We start from the raw sequence: 23,311 nt of genomic DNA, 5'->3' as shown, positions 1-23,311 counted from the left end.
GATTCAATTCTCTCGACGGTCTCGAATTTCAGGGGACGTCGCTACGACATGCCGGGGCAGGGTCACGCGGATCCGGGTGCCACGTTGCCGTTCGATGTCGGCCGGGCTGTCGATGGTGATTTGCCCATAATGCTCCTCCACGATGGAATAGACCAGAGCGAGCCCCAGTCCGGTTCCCTCGCCAGGGTCCTTGGTGGTGAAGAACGGTTCGAACAGGCGGTCCATGATGTTCTTGGGAATGCCGCTGCCTTCATCCTCCACGATCAGGTCGACCGTGTGCTCGTTGGCCTCGCTGCGCACACGAACGGCGCTGCCAGGTGGCGAGGCATCGCGGGCGTTGGAGAGCAGGTTGATCAGCACCTGAGCCAGTCGCTGCGGGTCGCCCTCGGCCCAGTGGTCGGGGTCGCAGAGGTTGAAGAACTGTACTTCGAAGTTGCGCCGGTTCAACGCCAGCAGACCAATGGCGTCCTGGGCCACCTCTGCCAGGCACACCGGCTCTTCGCTGTTCTGGTGGCTGCCGCCGGCGTGGGCGAAGCTCATCAGCGACTGGACGATGCGCGACACTCGCTTGGTCTGCTCCAGGATCTGGCTGGACAGCTCGATGATCTCGCCGTCACCCTCGCGCTCTTCACGCAGGTTCTGCGCCAGGCAGGCGATGCCGGTGATCGGGTTGCCGATCTCGTGGGCTACACCGGCGGCCAGGCGGCCAATGCTGGCCAGGCGTTCGGAATGCACCAGTTTGTCTTCCAGGGCCTGGGTCTCGGTGAGGTCCTCGACCAGCAGCACCAGGCCGCTGTTGCCTGGTGCCAGTGGCTCATCGATGGCCGCCTTGTGCAGGTTCAGCCAGCGGGGTTGACCGTCCAGGGCCAGGCGCTGCTTGTGCAGGTGCTCGTCGGGCACATTGATGAAGCCTTGCAACAGGCCGCGCCAGGGTTCGCTGATGGTGACCAGGCGCGAGCCCACCACGTGCTTGGCGGCAATGCCGGTGAGTTCTTCCATGGCCTTGTTCCACATCAGGATTTCCTGGTCCTTGGCCAGCGAGCATACGCCCATGGGCAGCTCTTGCAGGGTCTGGCGGTGGTAACGGCGCAGGGCATCGAGCTCGGCGGCCAGGCCGGTCAGGCGCGAGTGGTAGTCTTCCAGACGGCTTTCGATGAAGTGGATGTCTTCGGTGACATAGTTCTCGTTGCCGGACTTGTAGGGCAAGAAGGTCTCGACCATGTCCTGGGCAACGCTTGGCCCCATCAGGCCGGACAAGTTCGCCTCGATGCGGTCGCGCAGGCGGCGCAGGGCGTAGGGGCGGCGCTCGTCGAAGGGCAGGTAGAGATCGCGTAGCGCCTGCTCGACTTCCTTCTGCGCAGCCTTGGCGCCCAATGGCTTGGCCAGCTGGGTGGCGAACTCCTGGGGCGAGGCGGCATGCAGCTCACGACGTTGCGGGCGGCGTACGTTGTCCACCGCGCAGGCCTCGGCGGCGCTGGCTTCTTCGGTGCTGGCGTTGGTGAACAGCGAGATCAGGGTGAACAACAGCACGTTGGCCGCCAGCGAGGCAATGGCCGCCATGTGCCAGCTGGTGTCGTCCAGCACGTAGATCATGTCCAGCAGCGGAATGTAGAAGCCCTGCAGGTTGCCCAGCAACGGCAACAGCATCGTTACCATCCACACCAGGGTGCCCGCCAGCAGGCCGGCGATGAAGCCACGGCGGTTGGCGGTCGGCCAGTACAGCACCGACAGCACGCCGGGCAGGAACTGCAAGGTGGCAACGAAGGCGACGATGCCGAGATTGGCAAGGCTTTGGTGGTTGTTCTGGGTGAGGTAGAACATGAAGCCGGCGGTGATGATGGCGACGATCAGTGCGCGTCGGGTCCATTTCAGCCAGCGGTAGATGTTGCCCTCGGCGGGGGGCTGGTACAGCGGCAGCACAAGATGGTTGAGCGCCATGCCCGATAGCGCCAGGGTGGTGACGATGATCAGTCCGCTGGCGGCCGACAACCCGCCGACGTAGGCGAGCAAGGCCAGAGCCGGATTGCCGGCAGCTATTCCCAGGCCCAGGGTGAAATACTCGGGGTTGGTGCTGGCGCCCAGGCGCAAGCCGGCCCAGAGCACCAGGGGCACCGCCAGGCTCATCAACAGCAGGAACAGTGGCAGGCCCCAGCTGGCGCTGACCAGCGAGCGCGGGTTGAGGTTCTCGGTGAAGGCCATGTGGTACATGTGTGGCATGACGATAGCCGAGGCGAAGAACACCAGCAGCAGGGTGCGCCATGGCCCTTCCTGCAGCGGGGTATGCAACGCCGCCAGGGCGGTCTGGTTCTGCAGCAGCCACACCTCGAGCTGGTGAGGGCCGCCGAACACGCCATACAGGGCATACAGTCCGATACCGCCCAGGGCCAGCAGTTTGATCACCGATTCGAAGGCGATGGCGAAGACCAGACCTTCGTGTTTTTCGCGCGTGGCGATATGACGTGAGCCAAAGAAAATGGTGAACAGGATGATCAGCACGCAGAAGGCGAACGCCACCCGCGCCTTGACCGGTTCTCCGGTGAGAATGCTGATCGAGTCTGCGACCGCCTGGATCTGCAGGGCCAGCAACGGCAACACGCCGATCAGCATGATCACCGTCGTCAGCGCACCGGCCCAGGTGCTGCGAAAGCGAAACGCCAGCAGGTCTGCCAGCGAGGAAAGCTGGTAGGTCCGGGTGATCTTCAGGATCGGGTAGAGCAGCACCGGGGCGAGCAGGAACGCGCCTGAGACCCCCAGGTAACACGCCAGGAAGCCATAGCCATACTGGTAGGCCAGGCCAACCGACCCATAGAAGGCCCACGCGCTGGCGTATACCCCCAGCGACAGCGTGTAGGTCAGGGGGTGACGGATGATGGAGCGGGGAATCAGCCCCCGCTCGCTGATCCAGGCCACGCCGAACAGCACCAGAAGGTACGCGGCGCTGATCAGGATCATCTGGGTCAGGCTAAAGCTCATCGGCATCTCGTTGGCTCTGCAGGATGAAGGTGACGACGATCAGGATCAGCCAGAGCAGGTAGGGGCGGTACCAGGCTCCGGTCGGTTCGATCCACCAGTCCATGATGGCCGGGGAGAACAGGTAGATCCCCACGACCAGAAGCAGGACCAAACGATAGATGTACATGCTGGCCTCGATGGTTGGGCGCTGCGGGCTTGGACTTATTATTGGCGCAAATGGCTGGGGCGATGCTAGCGGGAATCCATGGGGTTCGCCAAGAGTTTGAATTTATTGGGCTTTTGTTTTCGAGAGGCCGGGCCTGCGTCAGTGCAAGTCTGCCTCTGCAACAGTGGCCTGCCGGGCAATCGCCTCTGGCCGCCACTGCTTGCGGGCTACCGCAAGGACTTCAGCCGGTGTTGCCAGCCGCAACTCCGGGTCTGCTGCCTGCCCCAAGGCCCGCAGCGCGCGCAGCAGCAAAGGCGTCGCCTGTTCCGCCTGCAGCGGCGGCGAGCGATAGGACTTGCCCAGCTTGTGTCCATCCGGCTGCACGATGAGCGGAATATGCAGGTAACGCGGCTGCGAAAGGCCCAGCAGTTCCTGCAGGTACAACTGGCGTGGGGTGTTGTCGAGCAGGTCCGCCCCGCGCACGATGTCGGTAACACCCTGCCAGGCATCATCCAGCACCACCGCCAGTTGATACGCATACAGCCCATCACGCCGCTGGATCACGAAATCGCCCACTTCACGCCCCAGGTGTTGCTGGAACTCGCCCTGCACCCGGTCTGTAAAGCGGTAGATCAACTCAGGCACCCGTAGCCGGATCGCTGCGCCTTCTCGGGCATGCCCGGCGTTACGGCAAAAGCCTGGGTAGATGCCGTTGTAGCCCTCCAGCTGCTTGCGCGAACAGGTACAGGCGTAGGCCAGGCCCATGCTGAACAGGCGGTCGACCACCGCGGCGTAGGCGTCGTGGCGCTGGCTCTGGTAGACCACTTCGCCATCCCACTCCAGGCCGTAGCGCTCTAGGGTCTGCAGGATCGCGTCGCGGGCCCCGGGCATTTCCCGGGGCGGGTCGGTGTCTTCCATGCGTACCAGCCAGCGGCCATCGACCGCGCGGGCGTCGAGCCAGGAGGCGAGGGCGGCGACCAGCGAGCCGAAGTGCAGGAAGCCGCTGGGAGTGGGGGCGAAACGTCCGATATAGCGGGAGTCTTTCATGGGCCGTACAGGTCGTAAAAATGAAAACGGGGCGCATGGTGCGCCCCGTTCGAATGGGAAAAGAGTCAGCCTTTGCCGACCGTCTTTTCCTTCTTCTCCGCGATTTCCTTGCAATCGAAGCACAGGTCGGCGGTGGGACGGGCTTCCAGGCGACGCAGGCCGATCTCGATGCCGCACGATTCGCACCAGCCGTATTCGTCGGCCTTGATCTTGTCGAGGGTCTTGTCGATCTTCTTGATCAGCTTGCGCTCGCGATCGCGGTTGCGCAGCTCAAGGGCGAATTCTTCTTCCTGGCTGGCGCGGTCAGCCGGGTCGGGGAAGTTGGCAGCTTCGTCCTTCATGTGATCCACGGTGCGGTCCACACTGTTCATCAGTTCCTGTTTCCAGGCACCGAGAAGCTTGGTGAAGTGCTTTTTCATGGGCTCGCCCATGTACTCTTCGCCCTGCTTTTCTACGTAGGGCTCGACACCGTACATGGTCTGGGCTTTGTGCTTTTCTACGGTGGACATGAATAGACCGCCTCTCACTCATCTGATCCAATGCGCAGGCTGCTCCATCTCCGGCACCCGCCGGCCCTGCGACTGCGAGCCGCCGAACTTACCAGATAGATCGGGGGTGCGCTACCCCGCCCGATTCTAGTGGTTGACAGCGGCGCAAGTCGTACGTTCGGTGCCGCGCAGAGGTAGAATCCACAGTTTAGACCCAATTGAGAGAAGGTCATGGCCCACACCCACAGTGCGCGCAGTCGCGCCATCGAACCCTTCCATGTCATGGCACTGCTGGCGCGGGCCAACGAGTTGCAGGCGGCTGGGCACGATGTGATCCACCTTGAAATCGGCGAGCCAGATTTCACCACCGCTGCACCCATCGTCGCGGCGGGCCAGGCGGCGCTGGCGGCAGGTCATACCCGATACACCGCGGCCCGTGGCTTGCCGGCCTTGCGCGAGGCGATCGCCGGCTTCTACCAGCAGCGTTATGGCGTGACGATCGACCCGCAGCGCATTTTGATCACCCCTGGCGGATCGGGCGCGCTGTTGCTGGCCAGCAGTCTGTTGGTGGACCCCGGCAAGCACTGGTTGCTGGCCGACCCAGGCTACCCCTGCAATCGACATTTCTTGCGCCTGGTCGAAGGCGGCGCCCAACTGGTCCCGGTGGGGCCGGACGTCAACTACCAACTGACGGCCGATCTGGTCGAGCGCCACTGGGACAAGGACACCGTTGGCGCCCTGGTCGCTTCGCCAGCCAACCCGACCGGCACGGTGCTCAGCCGTGACCAGTTGGCCAGCCTGTCCAGGGCCACCCGTGAGCACCATGGTCACCTGGTGGTGGACGAGATCTACCACGGCCTGACCTATGGCATGGACGCTGCGAGCGTGCTGGAAGTCGATGATGAGGCCTTTGTCCTTAATAGTTTTTCCAAGTATTTCGGCATGACCGGATGGCGCCTGGGTTGGCTGGTGGCACCGCCCAGTGCCGTGGCCGACTTGGAGAAACTGGCGCAGAACCTCTATATCAGCGCACCGAGCATGGCCCAGCACGCCGCGTTGGCATGCTTCCAGCCCGAGACCTTGTCGATTCTCGAAGAGCGCCGCGCAGAGTTCGCCCGCCGTCGCGATTTCCTGTTGCCGGCGCTGCGCGAGCTGGGCTTCGGGATCGCCGTCGAGCCTCAGGGCGCGTTCTATCTTTATGCCGATATCAGCGCATTTGGCGGCGATGCGTTTGCGTTTTGCCGGCATTTCCTCGAAACCGAACACCTGGCCTTTACCCCAGGTCTGGACTTTGGCCGCCACCTGGCCGGTCATCATGTGCGTTTTGCCTATACCCAGAGCTTGCCGCGCCTGGAGGAGGCGGTACAGCGCATTGCCCGTGGCCTGCGGAGCTGGCAAGGCTGATGCGCTTTTCACCCGCACTCGAACAGGGGCGCCTGCTGCGTCGCTACAAACGCTTTCTGGCCGATATCGAACTGGCCAGCGGCGAGCAGCTGACCATCCATTGCCCCAACACCGGTTCCATGCTCAATTGCATGCTTGAAGGTGGTCAGGTCTGGTTCAGCCGCTCCAACGACCCCAAGCGCAAGTTGCCTGGAACCTGGGAAATCAGCGAAACGCCTCAGGGGCGCCTGGCCTGCGTGAACACCGGTCGGGCCAATGCATTGGTCGAAGAAGCGTTGCACGCAGGTGTCATCCGTGAGTTGGCAGGTTTCACCGGACTCAAGCGCGAGGTGGCGTACGGCGAAGAACGTAGCCGTGTGGATTTTCGCCTGGAGTTCGCCGATGGCCCGGCTTATGTCGAGGTCAAGAGCGTGACCCTGGGTTACCCGGACTCCTCGGTCGCCGCCTTCCCCGATGCGGTGACCCAGCGCGGTGCCAAGCACTTACGCGAATTGGCGGCCCTGGCCCGGCAAGGTATTCGTGCGGTGCAGCTGTACTGCGTCAACCTGACCGGTGTGGACGCTGTGCGCCCTGCCGAAGAGATCGATGCGGCCTACAGTCAGGCCCTGCGCGCGGCCGTGGCGGATGGCGTAGAAGTGCTGGCCTACGGCGCTCGCCTGGACGCCGGTCAGATCGTCATCGACCGCCCTTTGCCGGTGCTGCTCAACCGGTAAGCCAGATGCCCTGGCTGTCCTCACGGCAGCCCAGGGCCTCCAACGCCTCGCCCTCGCAGGGGCCGGCCACGCATTCGCCACTTTCGATCAGGAACAGGGCGCCGTGATGGGCGCAGTGGATCAGGCTGGCGCTGTCATCGAGAAAGCTGTCCTCTGCCCAGTTCAACGCAATACCGCGGTGGGGGCAACGGTTGCGGTACAGGTACACCTGGCCTCGGCGACGTACGCCGAACACCGCGGTGCCGTCTACGCTGAAGGCGCGGCTATGGCCCTCGGGCAGCCCGTGGGAAGTACAAAGGAAGTGCATGGCAGGGGTGTTCCAGGTGGCAACGTCTGGCTTGACGCTTTAATGCGAATAATTATCAAATTGCAGCCGCTCGCTGCGCCTGCCTGCCTATGGTGCGCAGTTCCGCCGCCCGCCACAAGGCGCGTGGCCTGCCTTCAGGAGGAATCCGATGATGCGCCGTATCGCTGCCCATGTCGCCCTGTGCGTGGGCCTGGTGCTTTCAACCCAGGCCCTGGCCACCGACTCGCCGCAACGCTGGGTCAGTGCTGGGGGCTCCCTGAGCGAATGGATCAGCCTGCTGGGTGGCGAGCAGCGGCTGGTTGGTGTCGATACCACCAGCCAGCATCCTGAGTCGCTGAAGGCATTACCAAGCATCGGGTATCAACGGCAGCTGTCGGCCGAGGGCATTCTCAGTTTGCGCCCGGATGTACTGGTTGGGACCGAGGAAATGGGGCCGCCGCCGGTGTTGGCGCAGATTCGCAAGGCCGGTGTGCAGGTCGAGCTGTTGTCCAGCAAGGCCGAGCTGGCTGCCGTGGATGAAAACCTCAAGCAGCTGGGCAAATTGTTGGGGGTGCAGCAGAAGGCTTCGGAGCTGGCTGCGGGCTACCACCAGCAACTGGAAGCGCTATCGGCAAGGGTCAGACAGGCCCAGGCAGGCCAGAAGGCGCCGGGCGTATTGCTGCTGGTCGGCCATGCGGGAGCCAAACCGTTGATTGCCGGGCAAGGCACGGCGGGCGATTGGGTAGTGCGTCAGGCTGGTGGGCGTAACCTCGCCGAACACCCAGGCTACAAGCATTTCTCCGTCGAAGCGTTGGCTGCGCTGGACCCGGATGTCGTGGTGTTCTCCGACCGTGCCCTTGTGGGCGAGCAGGCCTTGCAAGCATTGCTCAAGGAAAACCCGGCACTGGCCGTATCACGCGCGGTGCGTGAGCAGCGCCTGGTTGCGCTGGACCCGACCCTGTTGGTGGGTGGCCTTGGCCCACGCTTGCCGGCCACCCTGCAAGGGTTGGCGGAAAGCTTCTATCCCAATGCCAAGGCACGTCCCACTCAATGAAGCAGCGGATCGCGCCGCGCAGCGTGTGCCTGGGTTTGGGCCTTCTGTGTCTGCTGGCGGTCTGGCTGTCGCTGGCACTAGGGCCGGTCAGCTTGCCATTGTTCGATACCCTGCGCGCGGGGCTGCGCTTGCTCGGGCTGCCCGTTGGAGGTGATGGCCTCGAGCAGGCGCAGATGATTCTTGGCCAGATCCGCGTTCCGCGCACCTTGCTAGGCCTTGCCGTCGGAGCGGTGCTGGCGCTGTCCGGGGTTGCCATGCAAGCGCTGTTTCGTAACCCGTTGGCTGACCCGGGGCTGGTGGGCGTGGCGAGCGGCGCGGCGCTTGGCGCGGCAGTGGCGATCGTGGCGGGGAGCTGGCTTGGAGGTTTGCCAGAAGCGCTGGCACCGTACCTGCTGTCGGCTTGTGCATTCGTCGGTGGGCTCGGTGTGACCGCGCTGGTGTATCGCCTGGGCCGGCGCGATGGCCAGACCCATGTCGCCACCATGCTCCTGGCCGGCATCGCCATGACCGCTTTAGGCGGCTCGGCGGTGGGGTTGTTCACCTATCTGGCCGATGACGCCACGCTGCGTACACTGACATTCTGGAACCTGGGCAGCCTCAATGGCGCCAGTTACGAGCGTTCATGGCCAGTGCTTCTGGTCACGCTGGCCGTGGCGATCTGGCTGCCGCGTCGGGCGCAGGCGCTAAATGCCTTGCTGCTGGGTGAATCGGAGGCCCGTCACCTGGGAGTCGATGTGGAGCGGCTTAAGCGCGAACTGGTGCTTTGCACGGCGCTGGGCGTAGGTTCGGCGGTGGCGGCAGCCGGCCTGATCGGCTTCGTCGGTCTGGTGGTGCCGCACTGGGTGCGGCTGCTGGCTGGCCCGGATCATCGGGTATTGCTGCCGGCCTCGCTGCTGGCAGGCGGCGCGTTGCTGTTGTTTGCCGATTTGGTTGCGCGCCTGGCCCTGGCCCCAGCCGAGTTGCCGATTGGGATCGTTACCGCGTTCATTGGTGCGCCGTTCTTTCTGTTCTTGCTGGTACGGGGGCGCAACTGATGCTTTCAGTCGAGGGCCTGCACTTGCGGCGGGGAAGCAACGAGGTGCTGCACGGCCTCCACCTTCAGTTGCAGCCAGGCCAGGTGCTGGGCGTGCTCGGTCCGAACGGTGCGGGCAAAAGCAGTCTGTTGGGTGTGCTGTGCGGCGAGCTGGCGCCCAGCGAGGGCCAGGTGAGGTTGCAGGGGCGGGCATTGGCCGACTGGCCAGGGCAGGCGCGGGCACGACGCCTGGCGGTGCTGCCACAGGTGTCCAGCCTGGGGTTCGCCTTTCGTGTGGACGAGGTGGTCGGCATGGGGCGTCTGCCTCATGACACCGGCCGGCAACGTGATCGAGAGATCGTCGAGGCGGCGTTGCAGGCAGCGGATGCCTGGCATCTGGTCGAGCGCAGCTACCTGGCGCTGTCCGGCGGCGAGCGTCAGCGGGTTCACCTGGCGCGGGTCCTGGCCCAGCTATGGCCAGGCGAAGTGGGGGCCACGTTGCTGCTCGACGAACCAACCTCGATGCTCGACCCTCTGCACCAGCACACCACGTTGCAGGTTGTGCGAAGCTTTGCCGACCGTGGTGCGGCGGTGCTGGTGATCCTGCATGACCTGAACCTGGCGGCGCGTTACTGTGATCGCATCCTGCTGCTGGAGCAGGGGCGCTGTCATGCGCTTGCTGAGCCGCAGGCGGTCTTGACGCCTCGGGCGCTCAAGGCGGTATTTGGCATCGATGTTCTGGTGCAGGAGCACCCAGAGCGTGGCCACCCGTTGATCATCACTCGCTAGGAGGCTCTGTGCATGCGTCATCCATGGCTGTCTGCTGTTTCGCTGGGTCTGGGGCTGGCCTTGGGCGGGTGCCAGGCGAGCTTGCCGACGCTACCGGCCTGGCAAAGCAGTGAAGGGCGTGACAGTGCGCGGTTGGGGCAGATTCGCGACCTGACCAGCGGTCAGTCGATCAGCCCTGAGCAACTGGTCCGGCGCCTGGCCGATGCGCCACGAGTGATTGTGGGCGAGAAGCATGACAACCCTGACCACCATGCCCTGCAGCTATGGTTGCTGCGTGCCGTGCAGACCCAGCGCCCCCAGGGCAGCCTGTTGATGGAGATGCTGCAACCGGACCAGCAGTCCCAGGTCGATGCCGTGCAGCAGCAAGCCCAGTTGCCTCAGGACCTGCCCAAGGCTCTGGCCTGGGATGACGGCTGGGATTGGCCATTGTATGGGCCGATCGTGCGGGAGGCCTTGCAGGGGCATGTCCCCTTGCTGGCGGCCAACCTTTCACCCGAGCAGATGCGTCAGGCCTATCGCCAGCCGCCGCCATTGCCCGGCACACTCTCCAACAGCCCGGCAGTGAAAGCGGCATTGCTCAAGCAGGTACGGGAAGGACACTGTGGTCTGTTGCCGGAAAGCCAACTGCCGGCGATGCTGGCCGTTCAGCAGCAGCGTGACCGGCGAATCGCCGAACGACTCAACGATGCGCCGCAGCCTGCAATGTTGCTGACCGGGGCCTATCACGCGCGCAAGGACCTGGGCGTGCCACTGCATTTGGCCGACCTGGAGGCGAAAGGGGAGACCAAGGTGTTGATCTTGGCCGAGGTGGGTCAGACTGTGGAAGCTGGCATGGCCGATTACGTGTGGTACACCGCCGCCCTGCCCGAGCAGGATTACTGCGCGACGCTGCGTCAGTAACGATTTCGGCGCGCCGGTCAGCGTCCAGGCAAAAAAAGACCCGGCAAAACTGCCGGGTCAATAACCGTGATTAGCCTGATGAGGAGATAATCTGAGAGTCCGAACCAGGGGCTTTCAGCTTATCCAACCAGTCTCGCGACCAGTTGTGATAATCATAACGATTCTCATTTAATCGTCAATCCCCTTTGTGCGTTCATTTCGCATTTTTTTGCGTAAGGCATTTCGCATCCAGTTGTTGGTTGAGTGCTTCCTTGCGTTCGGCCGGCAAATCGTTCCAGTGCATGTCCAGGAGCGCGCCTTCAATGGCGTACAACAGCACCTTCGATGCCCGGAATCCCCGCGTTTTGACGGCTTGGTACGCACCCACGGCACCGAGACGACGCAGGTCCGACGCACTGTGTATACCCGCCGCGTGCAACCACTGCGCAGAGGTCTTGCCAAGATTCTTCAGATGCTGCAATTCATCGTTCATCTAGCCTCCTTGCGATGGCTGAACGGGTCTTGGGGGATAAATCGCGAGCAGGTCAGAAAGGAGTGTAGCGGGGGTTCGCAAATGCGCGGCCTTTTGCCATCGGGGCCGACGAGATGCCCGAGAGGTGGGGCTGTCGGGCAGCCCCAGCCATGATTCAGGCTTTCGGTCGATAGCGCATGCGCGTGCCGAACTTGGCTGACATGAGGATTTCGTCCGCGCTCAGCTCCGGCGGGAAGTACGTGCCGGAGATCTGGGCATGGGCGATGCTCGCCCCTTCCAGGCCATTGTCACGCAGGTCCAGCCCGCGCAAGTCGGCAGCGCGGAAGTACGCGTCGGTGAAGTCGATGCCACGCGCATCCAGCTCACGCAGGTCCAGGCCACGGAAGTCGCCGCCGCGAAAGTCGATCAGCCCCACGGCGGGTCTTTCACGATTGAATGCGCTGATGTTCTCGTCGCGGACCAATGCGTACAGGGCATTGTCCAGTTGACGGGGCTGGTTCATGACGGCGCCTCCTTATGATTGTGATGATATTGTAATGCCATCACTGTGGAGGCGCCGAACTTCAGGCGTGAAGTGTCGACTGCTTCACGCCTTTAGGCTCAGAGGCCTGGCAAACGCTGGCGAACCTGATCGATCACCTGGTTCATGCTGGCGCTGTCCTGGGTGTCGACGCGGGTGCTGTGTTTGAGTTCCTCCTCGTCCGGAGGCTCACGGCTGGCCTGCTGCGCCTTGATCACCTCCAGGGTGGCATCCGAAGGGTCGCTGTTTTCTGCCTGGCGCTGCTCCAGCCAGCTGGCGATGACGGCCTCAGGGGCGTGGCAGTCGAGGATCAGGAAAGGCACGCCGGTGTGATTGGCGACTTCCGCCGCTGACTGGCGCTGTGCGCGTTTGAGGTAGGTGGCATCGAGCACTACCGGGAACCCGGCGCGCAGGATGGTCGCCGCCAGCTCGTGCAGGCGCTGGTAGGTGGCGGCGCTGGCGTTCTGGTCGTAGATGCCGGTGTTCTGCTGCCCGGCGTTTGCCGCTTGCTGCTCACCGAACAGGCGTTTGCGCTCTACGTCCGAACGCACGCGGATGGCCCCCAGGGCTTCGACCATGCGCATGGCGACATGGCTTTTGCCCACGGCCGAAACACCGTGGGTGATGGCCAGAAGGCGCGAGGGGATGGCGCTGTAGCTTTCCGCCAGGTTGGCGTAGTTACGGTAGGTACGCAGGGTGGTGGCGCGTTGTACGCCGTCGGCGTCTGCCGGCAGGCTGAACAGCGCAACCTTGGCGCGTACCAGGGCACGATAGGCCTTGTAGAAGTTGAGCAGCTCCAGGCCCTCGTAGTCGCCGGTGAGCTCCAGGTACTGGCTGATGAAGCGGCGCGACAGACACTTGAGGCCACGGTCTTCCAGGTCCATGGCCAGGAAGCCGACGTCGGCGTAGACATCGGTCAGGCGGAAGGGCTCGTTGAACTCGATGCAGTCGAAGATCACCACCTTGCCGTCGATCAGGGTGGCATTGCCCAGGTGGATGTCGCCATGGCACTCACGGATGAAGCCTTTGGCCTTGCGTTGCTCCAACAGGCTGTGCAGGCGCTCGAAGCTGCTGTGGGCCCAGGCTTGCAGGTTGTCCAGTTGTTGCAGGTCGGCCTTGTCGGTGAGGAACGGACGGATCTGCTCGAAGTTCTGCTCCACCGGCGCCATGACGCTGTCCGGGGTGCCCAGCGGGTGGTCGACCGGCACTTTTGGCGCCTGCAGGTGGAACTCGGCGATCTGTCGGGCCATCTGGTCGATATGGCCAGCATTCAGTTCACCGTTGGCCTGCAGCGTGTTGAGCATTTGGCCCTGGGGGAACTGGCGCATTTTCAGGACGTATTCGATAGCCTCGCCCTCGCCGCCGATTTGCGGTGCCTCGGCAGTACCGGTGATCGGCAGGACCTCAAGGTAGAGACCGTCGGTCAGGCGCTGGTTCAGACGCAACTCTTCGTTACAGAAATGCTGGCGCTTATCCAGGCTGGTGAAGTCGAGAAAGCCGAAGTTCATCGGTTTCTTGACCTTGTAGGCGTACTCGCCGGTGAGCAGAACCCAGGAGATATGCGTCTCGATGAGTTGGAAGCCATCCACCGGGTGAGGGTAGAGGGCTGGGTTCTGCAAGGCGTTGATCAAGGCTTGGCTCACGAGAAATCCTTCCGGGGCAGGGAATTCGAATGCGCCATTATGGTCAATGGTGCCGTCCCTGCATACCGCCAGAGGGCGTCTGCCCAGCCTTTACAAAGTGCGTATAATCCGCCGCCATGACTCGAACTCGATCCCCCCGCACCCCTCAGAAACGCCCGACCGGCCGCTCCCGCGCCTGGCTGGGCTGGGCTTTGAAGCTCAGCCTGGTTGGCCTTGTGATCGTCGCCGGCTTCGCGGTTTACCTCGATGCCGTCGTCCAGGAGAAGTTCTCTGGCAAGCGCTGGACCATCCCGGCCAAGGTGTATGCCCGGCCGCTGGAGCTGTTCGTCGGACAGAAACTGAGCAAGAACGACTTCCTCACCGAACTCGATGCGCTCGGCTATCGGCGCGAGAGCGCCGCCAACGGCCCAGGTGCGGCCGCGGTCAATGGTAACAACGTCGACCTCAATACCCGTGGCTTCCAGTTCTACGAGGGCATGGAGCCGGCCCAGTTCGTGCGCGTGCGTTTCTCCGGTGACTATGTTGCGGGGCTCTCCGGCGCCAACGGCGGCAAGCTCGATGTGGTGCGCCTGGAGCCTTTGATGATCGGCGGTATCTATCCGAAGAACCTCGAAGACCGCATTCTGATCAAGATCGACCAGGTGCCGCCGTACCTGCTCGAAACCTTGGTGGCGGTGGAAGACCGCGACTTCTACAGCCACTTCGGCGTATCGCCCAAGTCGATTGCCCGCGCCATGTGGGTCAACACGTCATCCGGCTCCATGCGCCAGGGCGGCAGTACCCTGACGCAGCAGTTGGTGAAGAACTTCTACCTGACCAGCGAGCGCAGTCTCAGCCGCAAGCTCACCGAAGCGATGATGGCCGTGCTGCTGGAGCTGCATTACGACAAGCGCGAAATTCTCGAGGCCTACCTCAACGAAGTGTTCGTTGGCCAGGACGGTCAACGTGCCGTGCATGGCTTCGGCCTGGCCAGCCAGTTCTTCTTCAGCCAGCCGCTGTCGGAACTCAAGCTGCATCAGGTCGCGTTGCTGGTGGGTATGGTCAAGGGGCCGTCCTACTACAACCCGCGCCGTTACCCGGAGCGTGCGCTGACTCGCCGTAACCTGGTGCTCGACCTGCTGGCCGAGCAGAACGTGGTGAGCAAGGAAGTCGCCGAAGCGGCCAAGAAAATGCCCTTGGGCGTGACCAAGCGTGGCAGCCTGGCCGACAGCTCGTTCCCGGCCTTCCTCGACCTGGTCAAGCGTCAGCTGCGCCAGGACTACCGCGATGAGGACTTGACCGAAGAAGGCCTGCGAATCTTCACCAGCTTCGACCCGATCCTGCAGATGAAGGCCGAGAGCGCCATGAGCGAGACGTTCAAGCGCCTGGCCGGGCGCAAGGGCGCTGATGAGGTGGAGTCGGCAATGGTTGTGACCAACCCGGAAACCGGTGAGGTGCAGGCGCTGATCGGCAGCCGCCAGTCGGGCTTCGCCGGCTTCAACCGCGCCATCGATGCGGTGCGTCCGATTGGTTCGCTGGTCAAGCCAGCGGTCTACCTGACCGCGCTGGAGCAACCGACCAAGTACACCCTGACCAGCCGCGTGCAGGATGAGCCGTTTTCGGTCAAGGGCGCTGACGGCCAGGTATGGCGTCCGCAGAACTACGACCGCCGCCCCCATGGCACCATCTACCTGTATCAGGGGCTGGCCAACTCCTACAACCTGTCGACCGCCAAGATCGGCTTGGAAGTGGGGGTCCCGAACGTCATCAAGACCATTGGGCGGCTGGGCGTGAATGTCGATTGGCCAGCCTTCCCATCGATGCTGCTGGGCGCCGGTGGGATGTCGCCGATGCAGGTCGCGACCATGTACCAGACCATCGCCAATGGTGGCTTCAATACCCCGATGCGCGGTATTCGCAGCGTGCTGACGGCCGAAGGCGAGCCGCTCAAGCGCTACCCGTTCCAGATCCAGCAGACTTTCGATCCGGGCTCGATCTACCTGGTGCAGAACGCCATGCAGCGAGTGATGCGTGAAGGTACCGGTCGTTCGGTGTACAGCGTGCTGCCAAGTTCGCTGACCCTGGCAGGCAAGACCGGGACCAGTAACGATTCGCGCGACAGCTGGTTCTCCGGCTTCAGCCAGGACCTGCTGGCCGTGGTCTGGCTGGGCCGCGACGATAACGGCAAGACACCGTTCACTGGCGCCACCGGTGCCCTGCAGGTATGGACCAGCTTCATGCGCAAGGCCGACCCGCTGCCGTTGGACATGCCGCAGCCGGACAATGTAGTGCAGGCCTGGATCGACCCGTACAGCGGGCAAGGTTCCGATGGCAGCTGTCCGGGAGCCGTGCAGATGCCGTATATTCGCGGGAGCGAACCGCCCGCGGGTGCGACCTGTGGCGGTGAGCAGGATCCGGTTGAGTCGGTCATGGACTGGGTCAAGGGCTGGATGAATTAAGCACTGGCTGCATTGATGAGGTGTGAAGTGAAAAAGTGGTGGTTTCCTGCCGTGACGGCACTGGTTGTGCTCCAGGGTTGCTCCAGCGTTCCGCGGGGCAATATCCCGGTCGTCGACTCGAGCACACGCGTGTCCAACAGCGAGCGCATCACTGCCAACCGTTCGGCGGTTGGCATGAGCGGTGGCACCTCTCAGGCACAGACGCTGCCCGAGGACTCCGGGGTGACCGTGGTCATTCCACAGGGCGCGGGTTCCGCGCCAATCCAGACGTTCCCGGCCGCGACCGGGGCGGCACCGATCAGCACTGCGCCAATCAGCACCACACCGATCACGACCAACCCCAATCCGATCGCCGACGAGCCGTTCGACATCGCGTCGATGAGTGGCGGTTCGAGCGCCACCAGCGCCCCGACCGGTATTCCACGCAGCGGTGCCTCGGGTGGCCTGTCGGCCGATGAGCAGTTGGACGGCCCGGTGCTGGCATTGCTCACCACCGCCCAGCAGCAGCAAGGCAGTGGCGACTTCAATGGCGCGGCTTCCAGCCTGGAGCGTGCCCAGCGCATCGCCCCGCGCGAGCCGCAAGTGCTGTTCCGCCTGGCCCAGGTACGCTTGTCCCAAGGGGATGCCGCTCAGGCCGAACAACTGGCGCGTCGTGGCCTGAGCTATGCCAACGGCCGCCCGAGCCTGCAGGCCGAGCTGTGGAACACCATCGCCCAGGCACGCGAAAAGCAAGGCGATAGCGCCGGTGCCGCACTGGCGCGGCAAAAGGCTCGGGTCAGCTCCTGATGGTCGAACAACGGATCCTGGACATCGCCGATCACCTGCTGCTCATCGAGCGTGAGCTGCAGGTGCAAGGCTGGTGGAGCGACGCCTCGCCGAGCAAGCAGGCGCTGGCCAGCACGGTGCCATTTGCGGTCGATACGCTGAGCTTCGAGCAGTGGCTGCAGTGGATCTTCCTGCCCCGCATGAGGCTTATCATCGAGCGGGGCCAACCGCTGCCCAACGCCTCGGGCATCCTGGTCATGGCCGAAACCGTCTTTGTCGATCGTCCGGAGCAAAGTCGTGAGCTGCGGCGCCTTTTGGCAGCTTTCGATCAATTGATCGCTCCTTCCGCCTGATTTCTTCTTTTTTTCCTTCAAGGGCCGCAGATTGTGGCCCTTTTTTATGGAAATCTTATTTTTTCTGCTGCTGAGGCGGTTTTTAGTGGTGGCAGGAATTCATCTTGAGGAAAAATTGGCAATAATTTTTCTTGACTTGTAGCCGCCAAATCACAAGAATCCAGATTCCGCTGTAGAGGGACTGCCAGAAGCAGACCCGCTAAGCAGATCATGAGGCGCACACCCGCGCCGACCTGTTACACCCCGCAACGCGTTACCTCGCGCTGGGTGGGAAACCCCCGCAACACTCTGGGGAGCTCCCAATACTTGCTCAGTCAGTGCTGACGTTCGCTCATGCTCTGCTTGGCAGTAAACCTATTAAGACCCGTCCATGTGGGCGGTATTCTGGCGTTTTAGAGGTGAACAACGTGGAGCTTTTATCTGGCGCTGAGATGGTCGTCCGCTTCTTGCGTGACGAAGGCGTTAAGCACATCTACGGGTACCCTGGTGGTGCTCTCCTTCATGTTTACGATGCACTGTTCAAGGAACCGGAAGTCGAGCACATCCTGGTTCGTCACGAGCAGGCTGCTACCCATATGGCGGACGGCTACGCCCGTGCCACCGGCAAGGCCGGTGTGGTGCTGGTGACTTCCGGCCCGGGTGCGACCAATGCCATTACCGGTATTGCCACCGCCTACATGGACTCGATTCCGATGGTCATCCTGTCCGGCCAGGTGCCTAGCACCATGGTGGGTACCGATGCCTTCCAGGAAACCGACATGATCGGGATCTCGCGGCCTATCGTGAAGCACAGCTTCATGGTCAAGCATGCCTCGGAAATCCCTGAAGTCCTGAAAAAAGCGTTCTACCTGGCGCAATCCGGCCGTCCTGGCCCGGTCGTGGTCGACATTCCAAAAGATATGACCAACCCGGCCGAGAAGTTCGAATACGTCTACCCGAAAAAGGTCAAGCTGCGCTCCTACAGCCCAGCCGTACGCGGCCACTCCGGTCAGATCCGCAAGGCAGCCGAGATGATCCTCGCCGCCAAGCGCCCGATCGTGTACTCCGGTGGCGGCGTCATCCTCGGTGGTGGCTCCGAAGCCCTGACCGAAATCGCCAAGTCGCTGAACCTGCCTGTCACCAATACCCTGATGGGGCTGGGTGGCTTCCCGGGCACCGATCGCCAGTTCCTTGGCATGCTCGGTATGCACGGCAGCTTCACCGCCAACATGGCCATGCACAATGCCGACGTGATCCTGGCGGTTGGTGCGCGTTTCGACGACCGTGTGGTCAATGGCCCGGCCAAGTTCTGCCCCAACGCCAAGATCATCCACATCGACATCGACCCTGCGTCGATCTCCAAGATGATCAAGGCTGACGTACCGATCGTGGGGCCAGTCGACAGCGTGCTGAGCGAAATGCTCACCATCCTCAAGGAAATCGGCGAGCAGCCTGACAAGGCCGCGTTGGATGCCTGGTGGAAGCAGATCGACGAATGGCGCGGTGATCGTGGCCTGTTCCCTTACGACAAGGGCGACGGCAGCGTCATCAAGCCACAGACCGTGATCGAGACCCTCTGCGAAGTGACCCATGGCGACGCCTTCGTCACCTCCGACGTAGGTCAGCACCAGATGTTCGCGGCGCAGTACTACCGCTTCAACAAGCCGAACCGTTGGATCAACTCTGGTGGCCTTGGCACCATGGGCTTCGGTTTCCCGGCGGCCATGGGCATCAAGCTGAACTTCCCGGATCAGGACGTGGCCTGCGTCACTGGCGAGGGCAGTATCCAGATGAACATTCAGGAACTGTCCACCTGCATGCAGTACGGCCTGCCGGTGAAGATCGTCAACCTGAACAACGGCGTGTTGGGCATGGTCCGCCAATGGCAGGACATGTCCTACAACGGTCGTCACTCGCATTCGTACGTCGAGTCGCTGCCTGACTTCATCAAGCTGGCTGAGGCCTATGGCCATGTGGGCATCCGCATCACCAGCCTGAAGGACCTCAAGCCGAAGCTGGAGGAAGCCTTCGCGATGAAGGACCGCCTGGTGTTCATCGACATCGCGGTTGACCGTACCGAGCACGTCTATCCGATGCAGATCAAGGATGGCTCGATGCGTGACATGTGGCTGAGCAAGACGGAGCGTACCTGATATGCGGCACATCATCTCCCTGCTGCTGGAAAACGAACCCGGTGCGTTGTCCCGTGTGGTCGGCCTGTTCTCCCAGCGCAACTACAACATTGAAAGCCTGACCGTGGCGCCGACCGAAGACCCGACCCTGTCGCGTCTGACGCTGACCACCGTTGGCCATGACGAAGTGATCGAACAGATCACCAAGAACCTGAACAAGCTGGTCGAAGTGGTCAAATTGGTCGACCTGTCGGAAAGTGCTCACATCGAGCGCGAGCTGATGTTGGTCAAGGTCAAGGCCACCGGTGCCCAGCGCGCCGAGATCAAGCGCACCACGGATATCTTCCGTGGCCAGATCGTCGACGTCACCGCCAGCGTGTACACCGTGCAACTGAGCGGTACCAGCGACAAACTGGACAGCTTCATCCAGGCGATCGGCACTGCATCGATTCTCGAAACCGTGCGCAGTGGCGTCACCGGCATTGCCCGTGGCGACAAAGTGCTCAGCATCTAAATTCAAAAATTAGCGATGGCTCCGCAGGGGGCCGAGATATAACCAGGGGTATTTCCATGAAAGTTTTCTACGACAAAGACTGCGACCTTTCCATCATTCAGGGTAAGAAAGTCGCCATCATCGGTTACGGCTCCCAGGGCCACGCTCAGGCGTGCAACCTGAAAGACTCCGGTGTGGATGTCACCATCGGTCTGCGTAAAGGTTCGGCCACCGTTGCCAAGGCAGAAGCCCATGGCCTGAAAGTGACCGACGTTGCCTCTGCCGTCGCTGCTGCCGACCTGGTCATGATCCTGACTCCGGACGAGTTCCAGGGCCAGCTGTACAAGAACGAGATCGAACCGAACATCAAGAAGGGCGCCACCCTGGCCTTCTCCCACGGCTTCTCGATCCACTACAACCAAGTCGTTCCTCGTGCCGACCTGGACGTGATCATGATCGCGCCGAAGGCTCCGGGCCACACCGTTCGTTCCGAGTTCGTCAAAGGCGGCGGTATCCCTGACCTGATCGCTATCTACCAGGACGCCTCCGGCAATGCCAAGAACGTTGCCCTGTCCTACGCTTCGGGCGTTGGTGGCGGCCGTACCGGCATCATCGAAACCACCTTCAAGGACGAGACCGAGACCGACCTGTTCGGTGAGCAGGCTGTTCTGTGTGGCGGTACCGTCGAACTGGTCAAAGCCGGTTTCGAAACCCTGGTCGAAGCTGGCTACGCGCCGGAAATGGCCTACTTCGAGTGCCTGCACGAGCTGAAACTGATCGTTGACCTCATGTACGAAGGCGGCATCGCCAACATGAACTACTCGATCTCCAACAACGCCGAGTACGGTGAGTACGTCACCGGCCCAGAAGTCATCAACGAAGAATCCCGCAAGGCCATGCGCAACGCTCTGAAGCGCATCCAGGACGGCGAATACGCGAAGATGTTCATCTCCGAAGGCGCCACCAACTACCCATCGATGACCGCCAAGCGTCGTAACAACGCTGCCCACGGCATCGAGATCATCGGTGAGCAACTGCGCTCGATGATGCCTTGGATCTCGGCTAACAAGATCGTCGACAAGACCAAGAACTAAGTCTTATCGAAAGATGAAAAACGCGGCTTCGGCCGCGTTTTTTCGTTCCGACAGTCAGCTTCTGGTATAAAGCAGACCAGTGGCTTGCTGTAAGAACCTGTTTTGCAGGCCCGTGTCGAACATTTTCCATCCTGTTGCAAGGTACCCTCCATGAGCGAACGTCCCGAAGAGCCGAACAAGCCCTCCGACGCCGAAAGCCTGCTACCTGTCGATGAGCACGTTGAAGAAGGGCATGACGCCGAAGGGCGCAAGGTGCGCCATCGCGGCATCTATCTGTTGCCTAACCTGTTTACCACCGCCAACCTGTTCGCGGGTTTCTATTCCATCATCAGTTCGATGAGCGCACAGAGCGCCCTCAGTGCCGGTGACCCGCGGGAGGCGAGCAAGTATTTTGCCTTTGCCGCCATCGCCATCTTCGTTGCCATGGTGCTTGACGGTCTCGATGGCCGAGTGGCACGCATGACCAATACCCAGAGTGCCTTCGGCGCCGAGTACGACTCGCTGTCGGACATGGTTGCCTTTGGCGTGGCACCCGCGTTGCTGGCGTTCGGCTGGGCGCTGGGCGACATGGGCAAGGTCGGCTGGATGGTCGCATTCATCTACGTCGCTGGCGCCGCGCTGCGCCTGGCGCGTTTCAATACCCAGGTGGGCACTGCTGACAAACGCTACTTCATCGGCCTGGCCAGTCCGGCTGCCGCCGGAGTGGTCGCCGGTACCGTATGGGCTTTCAGCGACTACGGCATCCAGGGCTCGAAACTGTCGTTTCTGGTCGCGCTGCTGGTAGCCGCTGCCGGCATGCTGATGGTCAGCAACATCAAGTACAACAGCTTCAAGGAGCTGGACCTCAAGGGACGCGTTCCGTTCGTGGCGATCCTTGCTGTGGTGCTGGTGTTCGCCGTGGTGTTCAGCGACCCGCCACGCATCCTGCTGCTGATCTTCCTTGCTTACGCGGCTTCGGGGCCAATCCAGTTCCTGTTGAAAGCGCGCCGTCGTAAAGCGTGACATTCTTTTAATGGTGGAATAACCCTCCGGCTCCATAGTCTTACTGGAACATCCGCTATCCAGTGCTATGGAGCCGACCATGCTCATCAAGCTTCCCAAGTCTTCCGAGTGCAAGGCATCGGAGATCACCCCCGAAGGCGTATACCTTTCCCGTCGAACCCTGCTGGGTGGCTCCCTGGCTGGCCTCGCCCTGGGCGCATTGCCGGGCCGGGCCAGCGCGGTTGAAGCCTCGCGTTATGCCGATGTGCAGGCCGGCGCCGCACCGGCTTGGTTCACCGAGAAGCTTGCAGCTACACGCTGGCAGGCGGTAACGGTCAAAGATGAGGCGATCACGCCCTTCAAGGATGCGACCCACTACAACAACTTCTATGAATTCGGGCCCGACAAGGGCGACCCGGCGGCCAATGGTGGCAGCCTGAAGACCGAGCCGTGGAGCGTGGTGATCGATGGTGAGGTGGGCAAGCCGGGGCGGTATGCGCTGGAAGACTTCGTCAAACCCTATCAGCTCGAAGAGCGTATTTACCGATTGCGCTGTGTCGAGGCCTGGTCGATGGTCATCCCCTGGCTGGGTTTTCCGTTGGCGCAGTTGCTTAAGCAGGTCGAGCCGACCTCGAAGGCGCGTTATGTGCGCTTCGAAACCCTGAACGATCCAGAGCATATGCCTGGGCAGCGTTCAGGCTTTGCCCTGATCGACTGGCCCTACAGGGAGGGGTTGCGCCTCGACGAGGCGATGCACCCGCTGACGATCCTGGCGGTTGGCATGTACGGCCGGGAACTGCCTAACCAGAATGGCGCCCCTTTGCGGCTGGTGGTGCCTTGGAAGTATGGGTTCAAGAGCATCAAGTCGATCGTGCGCATCAGCCTGGTGGCCGAGCAGCCTGGCACCACATGGCAAGGGTTGGCGCCGGATGAGTATGGCTTCTATGCCAATGTGAATCCGACGGTCGACCATCCGCGTTGGACTCAGGCGCGTGAGCGGCGTCTGCCCAGTGGGTTGTTCAGTCCCAACGTGCGGGAAACCCAGATGTTCAATGGCTACGCCGACGAAGTTGCGTCGCTGTATACCGGGCTGGATCTGCGGAAGAACTATTGATGCGTTATCCCTGGTTGCGACTGGCCATTTTCGTTGTGGGCTGCCTGTTTCCGGTGTGGTGGCTGTATGAGGCCGCGATGAATCTGCTTGGGCCGGATCCGGGCAAGATCATGATGGATCGCCTGGGGCTCGGGGCGCTGACCTTCCTGCTGGTCACCCTGGGCATGACCCCGCTGCAGAAGTTATCGGGGTGGTCGGGCTGGGTCGTGATTCGGCGGCAGCTGGGGTTGTGGGTGTTCGCCTATATCGTGCTGCACATCCTGGCCTACCTGTTCTTTATCCTCGGGCTGGATTGGGCGCAGTTGGCGGTGGAGCTGCGTAAGCGGCCTTACATTATCGTGGGAGCGCTCGGGTTTCTTGGCTTGCTGGTGTTGGCGGTCACCTCGAACCGTTACAGCCAGCGGCGGCTTGGGGCACGCTGGAAGAAGCTGCACAGGTTGGTGTATGTGATTCTTGGGTTGGGGTTGTTGCATTTCCTTTGGATCGTGCGTTCCGACCTCAGGGAGTGGGCCATCT

The 23,311-nt window shown here is 62.3% G+C and carries 23 protein-coding genes (1 of these 23 cut by a window edge); 15 read left to right on the top strand and 8 right to left on the bottom strand.

Annotated elements, in window-relative coordinates; genetic code table 11:
* Nucleotides 1–3 precede the first annotated feature (3 nt).
* The 4 genes from C4Q26_RS08090 to dksA form a co-directional block, all read right to left on the bottom strand.
* Nucleotides 4–2,979 carry a sensor histidine kinase gene (locus tag C4Q26_RS08090; RefSeq protein WP_027908026.1) on the bottom strand — a complete coding sequence of 992 codons (2,976 nt, stop codon included), beginning with the start codon at nucleotides 2,977–2,979 and terminating at the stop codon, nucleotides 4–6.
* Entirely contained in the window at nucleotides 2,963–3,139 is a 177-nt protein-coding gene (locus C4Q26_RS08085) for a hypothetical protein (RefSeq protein WP_003250005.1), read from the bottom strand. The genes C4Q26_RS08090 and C4Q26_RS08085 overlap by 17 nt, the downstream gene beginning before the upstream one ends.
* Before the next feature lie 138 nt (nucleotides 3,140–3,277).
* Nucleotides 3,278–4,165: a tRNA glutamyl-Q(34) synthetase GluQRS gene (gene gluQRS, locus C4Q26_RS08080; RefSeq protein WP_023378646.1), complete on the bottom strand. Its 888-nt coding sequence runs from the start codon at nucleotides 4,163–4,165 to the stop codon at nucleotides 3,278–3,280.
* A gap of 65 nt (nucleotides 4,166–4,230) precedes the next feature.
* The gene (gene dksA / locus C4Q26_RS08075) at nucleotides 4,231–4,674 is read right to left on the bottom strand and encodes an RNA polymerase-binding protein DksA (protein WP_023378647.1); all 444 of its coding nucleotides are present in this window, start codon (nucleotides 4,672–4,674) and stop codon (nucleotides 4,231–4,233) included.
* Between the two features lie 210 nt (nucleotides 4,675–4,884).
* On the opposite strand from dksA, the gene C4Q26_RS08070 reads away from it, so the two are divergent.
* Together C4Q26_RS08070 and sfsA are read left to right on the top strand one after the other, a co-directional pair.
* Nucleotides 4,885–6,057, top strand: coding sequence for a pyridoxal phosphate-dependent aminotransferase (locus C4Q26_RS08070; RefSeq protein WP_023378649.1), 1,173 nt, complete (start codon nucleotides 4,885–4,887; stop codon nucleotides 6,055–6,057).
* A complete protein-coding gene (gene sfsA / locus C4Q26_RS08065) occupies nucleotides 6,057–6,770 on the top strand; it encodes a DNA/RNA nuclease SfsA (protein ID WP_023378650.1) in 714 nt (237 codons plus the stop codon). Before C4Q26_RS08070 ends, sfsA begins: the two co-directional genes overlap by 1 nt.
* Here sfsA and C4Q26_RS08060 read toward each other — a convergent pair.
* Entirely contained in the window at nucleotides 6,760–7,077 is a 318-nt protein-coding gene (locus tag C4Q26_RS08060; RefSeq protein WP_027908027.1) for a Rieske (2Fe-2S) protein, read from the bottom strand. The genes sfsA and C4Q26_RS08060 overlap by 11 nt on opposite strands.
* Before the next feature lie 148 nt (nucleotides 7,078–7,225).
* Between C4Q26_RS08060 and C4Q26_RS08055 the strand changes: the two genes are divergently transcribed.
* The 4 genes from C4Q26_RS08055 to C4Q26_RS08040 are packed head-to-tail and all read left to right on the top strand — an operon-like array spanning nucleotide 7,226 to nucleotide 10,811.
* Nucleotides 7,226–8,110, top strand: coding sequence for a hemin ABC transporter substrate-binding protein (locus C4Q26_RS08055; RefSeq protein WP_104882181.1), 885 nt, complete (start codon nucleotides 7,226–7,228; stop codon nucleotides 8,108–8,110).
* 50 nt (nucleotides 8,111–8,160) lie between these two features.
* Nucleotides 8,161–9,144 (top strand): iron ABC transporter permease, encoded by a 984-nt coding sequence (locus C4Q26_RS08050; protein WP_177429858.1) that lies wholly within the window; start codon nucleotides 8,161–8,163, stop codon nucleotides 9,142–9,144.
* A complete protein-coding gene (locus C4Q26_RS08045) occupies nucleotides 9,144–9,911 on the top strand; it encodes a heme ABC transporter ATP-binding protein (RefSeq protein WP_104882179.1) in 768 nt (255 codons plus the stop codon). The genes C4Q26_RS08050 and C4Q26_RS08045 overlap by 1 nt, the downstream gene beginning before the upstream one ends.
* A gap of 12 nt (nucleotides 9,912–9,923) precedes the next feature.
* Nucleotides 9,924–10,811: a ChaN family lipoprotein gene (locus tag C4Q26_RS08040; protein ID WP_104882960.1), complete on the top strand. Its 888-nt coding sequence runs from the start codon at nucleotides 9,924–9,926 to the stop codon at nucleotides 10,809–10,811.
* A 193-nt stretch (nucleotides 10,812–11,004) separates the two neighbouring features.
* Here the strand turns inward: C4Q26_RS08040 and C4Q26_RS08035 are convergent, their stop codons facing one another.
* The 3 genes from C4Q26_RS08035 to C4Q26_RS08025 form a co-directional block, all read right to left on the bottom strand.
* Nucleotides 11,005–11,283 carry a TfoX/Sxy family protein gene (locus C4Q26_RS08035; RefSeq protein ID WP_023378656.1) on the bottom strand — a complete coding sequence of 93 codons (279 nt, stop codon included), beginning with the start codon at nucleotides 11,281–11,283 and terminating at the stop codon, nucleotides 11,005–11,007.
* Nucleotides 11,284–11,437: 154 nt separating this feature from the next.
* A complete protein-coding gene (locus C4Q26_RS08030; RefSeq protein ID WP_023378657.1) occupies nucleotides 11,438–11,785 on the bottom strand; it encodes a pentapeptide repeat-containing protein in 348 nt (115 codons plus the stop codon).
* 98 nt (nucleotides 11,786–11,883) lie between these two features.
* Nucleotides 11,884–13,446 (bottom strand): bifunctional aminoglycoside phosphotransferase/ATP-binding protein, encoded by a 1,563-nt coding sequence (locus C4Q26_RS08025; RefSeq protein ID WP_104882959.1) that lies wholly within the window; start codon nucleotides 13,444–13,446, stop codon nucleotides 11,884–11,886.
* Nucleotides 13,447–13,562: 116 nt separating this feature from the next.
* Here C4Q26_RS08025 and mrcB point away from each other — a divergent pair, with 116 nt between their 5' ends.
* The 9 genes from mrcB to msrQ form a co-directional block, all read left to right on the top strand.
* Nucleotides 13,563–15,884 (top strand): penicillin-binding protein 1B, encoded by a 2,322-nt coding sequence (gene mrcB / locus C4Q26_RS08020; RefSeq protein WP_023378659.1) that lies wholly within the window; start codon nucleotides 13,563–13,565, stop codon nucleotides 15,882–15,884.
* A 15-nt stretch (nucleotides 15,885–15,899) separates the two neighbouring features.
* On the top strand, nucleotides 15,900–16,670 hold the full coding sequence (locus C4Q26_RS08015) for a M48 family metallopeptidase (RefSeq protein WP_027908030.1): 771 nt from the start codon (nucleotides 15,900–15,902) through the stop codon (nucleotides 16,668–16,670).
* Nucleotides 16,670–17,002: a YqcC family protein gene (locus C4Q26_RS08010; protein WP_023378661.1), complete on the top strand. Its 333-nt coding sequence runs from the start codon at nucleotides 16,670–16,672 to the stop codon at nucleotides 17,000–17,002. Before C4Q26_RS08015 ends, C4Q26_RS08010 begins: the two co-directional genes overlap by 1 nt.
* Before the next feature lie 407 nt (nucleotides 17,003–17,409).
* Nucleotides 17,410–19,134, top strand: coding sequence for an acetolactate synthase 3 large subunit (locus tag C4Q26_RS08005; RefSeq protein ID WP_023378662.1), 1,725 nt, complete (start codon nucleotides 17,410–17,412; stop codon nucleotides 19,132–19,134).
* 1 nt (nucleotide 19,135) lies between these two features.
* Nucleotides 19,136–19,627, top strand: a complete 492-nt coding sequence (gene ilvN, locus C4Q26_RS08000) for an acetolactate synthase small subunit (RefSeq protein WP_003250040.1) — start codon at nucleotides 19,136–19,138, stop codon at nucleotides 19,625–19,627.
* Nucleotides 19,628–19,683: 56 nt separating this feature from the next.
* Nucleotides 19,684–20,700, top strand: coding sequence for a ketol-acid reductoisomerase (gene ilvC, locus C4Q26_RS07995; protein ID WP_023378663.1), 1,017 nt, complete (start codon nucleotides 19,684–19,686; stop codon nucleotides 20,698–20,700).
* A 150-nt stretch (nucleotides 20,701–20,850) separates the two neighbouring features.
* Nucleotides 20,851–21,702, top strand: coding sequence for a CDP-diacylglycerol--serine O-phosphatidyltransferase (pssA, locus tag C4Q26_RS07990; protein ID WP_003250045.1), 852 nt, complete (start codon nucleotides 20,851–20,853; stop codon nucleotides 21,700–21,702).
* A gap of 79 nt (nucleotides 21,703–21,781) precedes the next feature.
* On the top strand, nucleotides 21,782–22,795 hold the full coding sequence (gene msrP, locus C4Q26_RS07985; RefSeq protein ID WP_023378664.1) for a protein-methionine-sulfoxide reductase catalytic subunit MsrP: 1,014 nt from the start codon (nucleotides 21,782–21,784) through the stop codon (nucleotides 22,793–22,795).
* Nucleotides 22,795–23,311, top strand: the 5' portion of a protein-coding gene (msrQ, locus tag C4Q26_RS07980) for a protein-methionine-sulfoxide reductase heme-binding subunit MsrQ (protein WP_023378665.1). The gene runs 95 nt beyond the window's last position; 517 of the gene's 612 nt are visible here — the first part of the coding sequence; the start codon lies at nucleotides 22,795–22,797; the stop codon falls past the right edge of the window. Before msrP ends, msrQ begins: the two co-directional genes overlap by 1 nt.

The sequence above is a fragment of the Pseudomonas sp. SWI44 genome, assembly GCF_002947915.1.
GTDB classification, from domain to species: Bacteria; Pseudomonadota; Gammaproteobacteria; order Pseudomonadales; family Pseudomonadaceae; genus Aquipseudomonas; species Aquipseudomonas taiwanensis.
This window is presented reverse-complemented; position numbering and strand designations above follow the sequence as displayed.

Bases quoted from the DNA above. Each gene is read 5' to 3' on its own strand.
- mrcB (WP_023378659.1), top strand. From the start codon at position 13,563: ATGACTCGAACTCGATCCCCCCGCACCCCTCAGAAACGCCCGACCGGC.
- C4Q26_RS08090 (WP_027908026.1), bottom strand. From the start codon at position 2,979: ATGCCGATGAGCTTTAGCCTGACCCAGATGATCCTGATCAGCGCCGCG.
- C4Q26_RS08035 (WP_023378656.1), bottom strand. From the start codon at position 11,283: ATGAACGATGAATTGCAGCATCTGAAGAATCTTGGCAAGACCTCTGCG.
- sfsA (WP_023378650.1), top strand. From the start codon at position 6,057: ATGCGCTTTTCACCCGCACTCGAACAGGGGCGCCTGCTGCGTCGCTAC.
- msrP (WP_023378664.1), top strand. From the start codon at position 21,782: ATGCTCATCAAGCTTCCCAAGTCTTCCGAGTGCAAGGCATCGGAGATC.
- C4Q26_RS08055 (WP_104882181.1), top strand. From the start codon at position 7,226: ATGATGCGCCGTATCGCTGCCCATGTCGCCCTGTGCGTGGGCCTGGTG.
- ilvN (WP_003250040.1), top strand. From the start codon at position 19,136: ATGCGGCACATCATCTCCCTGCTGCTGGAAAACGAACCCGGTGCGTTG.
- ilvC (WP_023378663.1), top strand. From the start codon at position 19,684: ATGAAAGTTTTCTACGACAAAGACTGCGACCTTTCCATCATTCAGGGT.
- dksA (WP_023378647.1), bottom strand. From the start codon at position 4,674: ATGTCCACCGTAGAAAAGCACAAAGCCCAGACCATGTACGGTGTCGAG.
- C4Q26_RS08015 (WP_027908030.1), top strand. From the start codon at position 15,900: ATGAGGTGTGAAGTGAAAAAGTGGTGGTTTCCTGCCGTGACGGCACTG.
- C4Q26_RS08030 (WP_023378657.1), bottom strand. From the start codon at position 11,785: ATGAACCAGCCCCGTCAACTGGACAATGCCCTGTACGCATTGGTCCGC.
- C4Q26_RS08040 (WP_104882960.1), top strand. From the start codon at position 9,924: ATGCGTCATCCATGGCTGTCTGCTGTTTCGCTGGGTCTGGGGCTGGCC.
- gluQRS (WP_023378646.1), bottom strand. From the start codon at position 4,165: ATGAAAGACTCCCGCTATATCGGACGTTTCGCCCCCACTCCCAGCGGC.
- C4Q26_RS08010 (WP_023378661.1), top strand. From the start codon at position 16,670: ATGGTCGAACAACGGATCCTGGACATCGCCGATCACCTGCTGCTCATC.
- C4Q26_RS08085 (WP_003250005.1), bottom strand. From the start codon at position 3,139: ATGTACATCTATCGTTTGGTCCTGCTTCTGGTCGTGGGGATCTACCTG.
- C4Q26_RS08045 (WP_104882179.1), top strand. From the start codon at position 9,144: ATGCTTTCAGTCGAGGGCCTGCACTTGCGGCGGGGAAGCAACGAGGTG.
- pssA (WP_003250045.1), top strand. From the start codon at position 20,851: ATGAGCGAACGTCCCGAAGAGCCGAACAAGCCCTCCGACGCCGAAAGC.
- C4Q26_RS08070 (WP_023378649.1), top strand. From the start codon at position 4,885: ATGGCCCACACCCACAGTGCGCGCAGTCGCGCCATCGAACCCTTCCAT.
- C4Q26_RS08060 (WP_027908027.1), bottom strand. From the start codon at position 7,077: ATGCACTTCCTTTGTACTTCCCACGGGCTGCCCGAGGGCCATAGCCGC.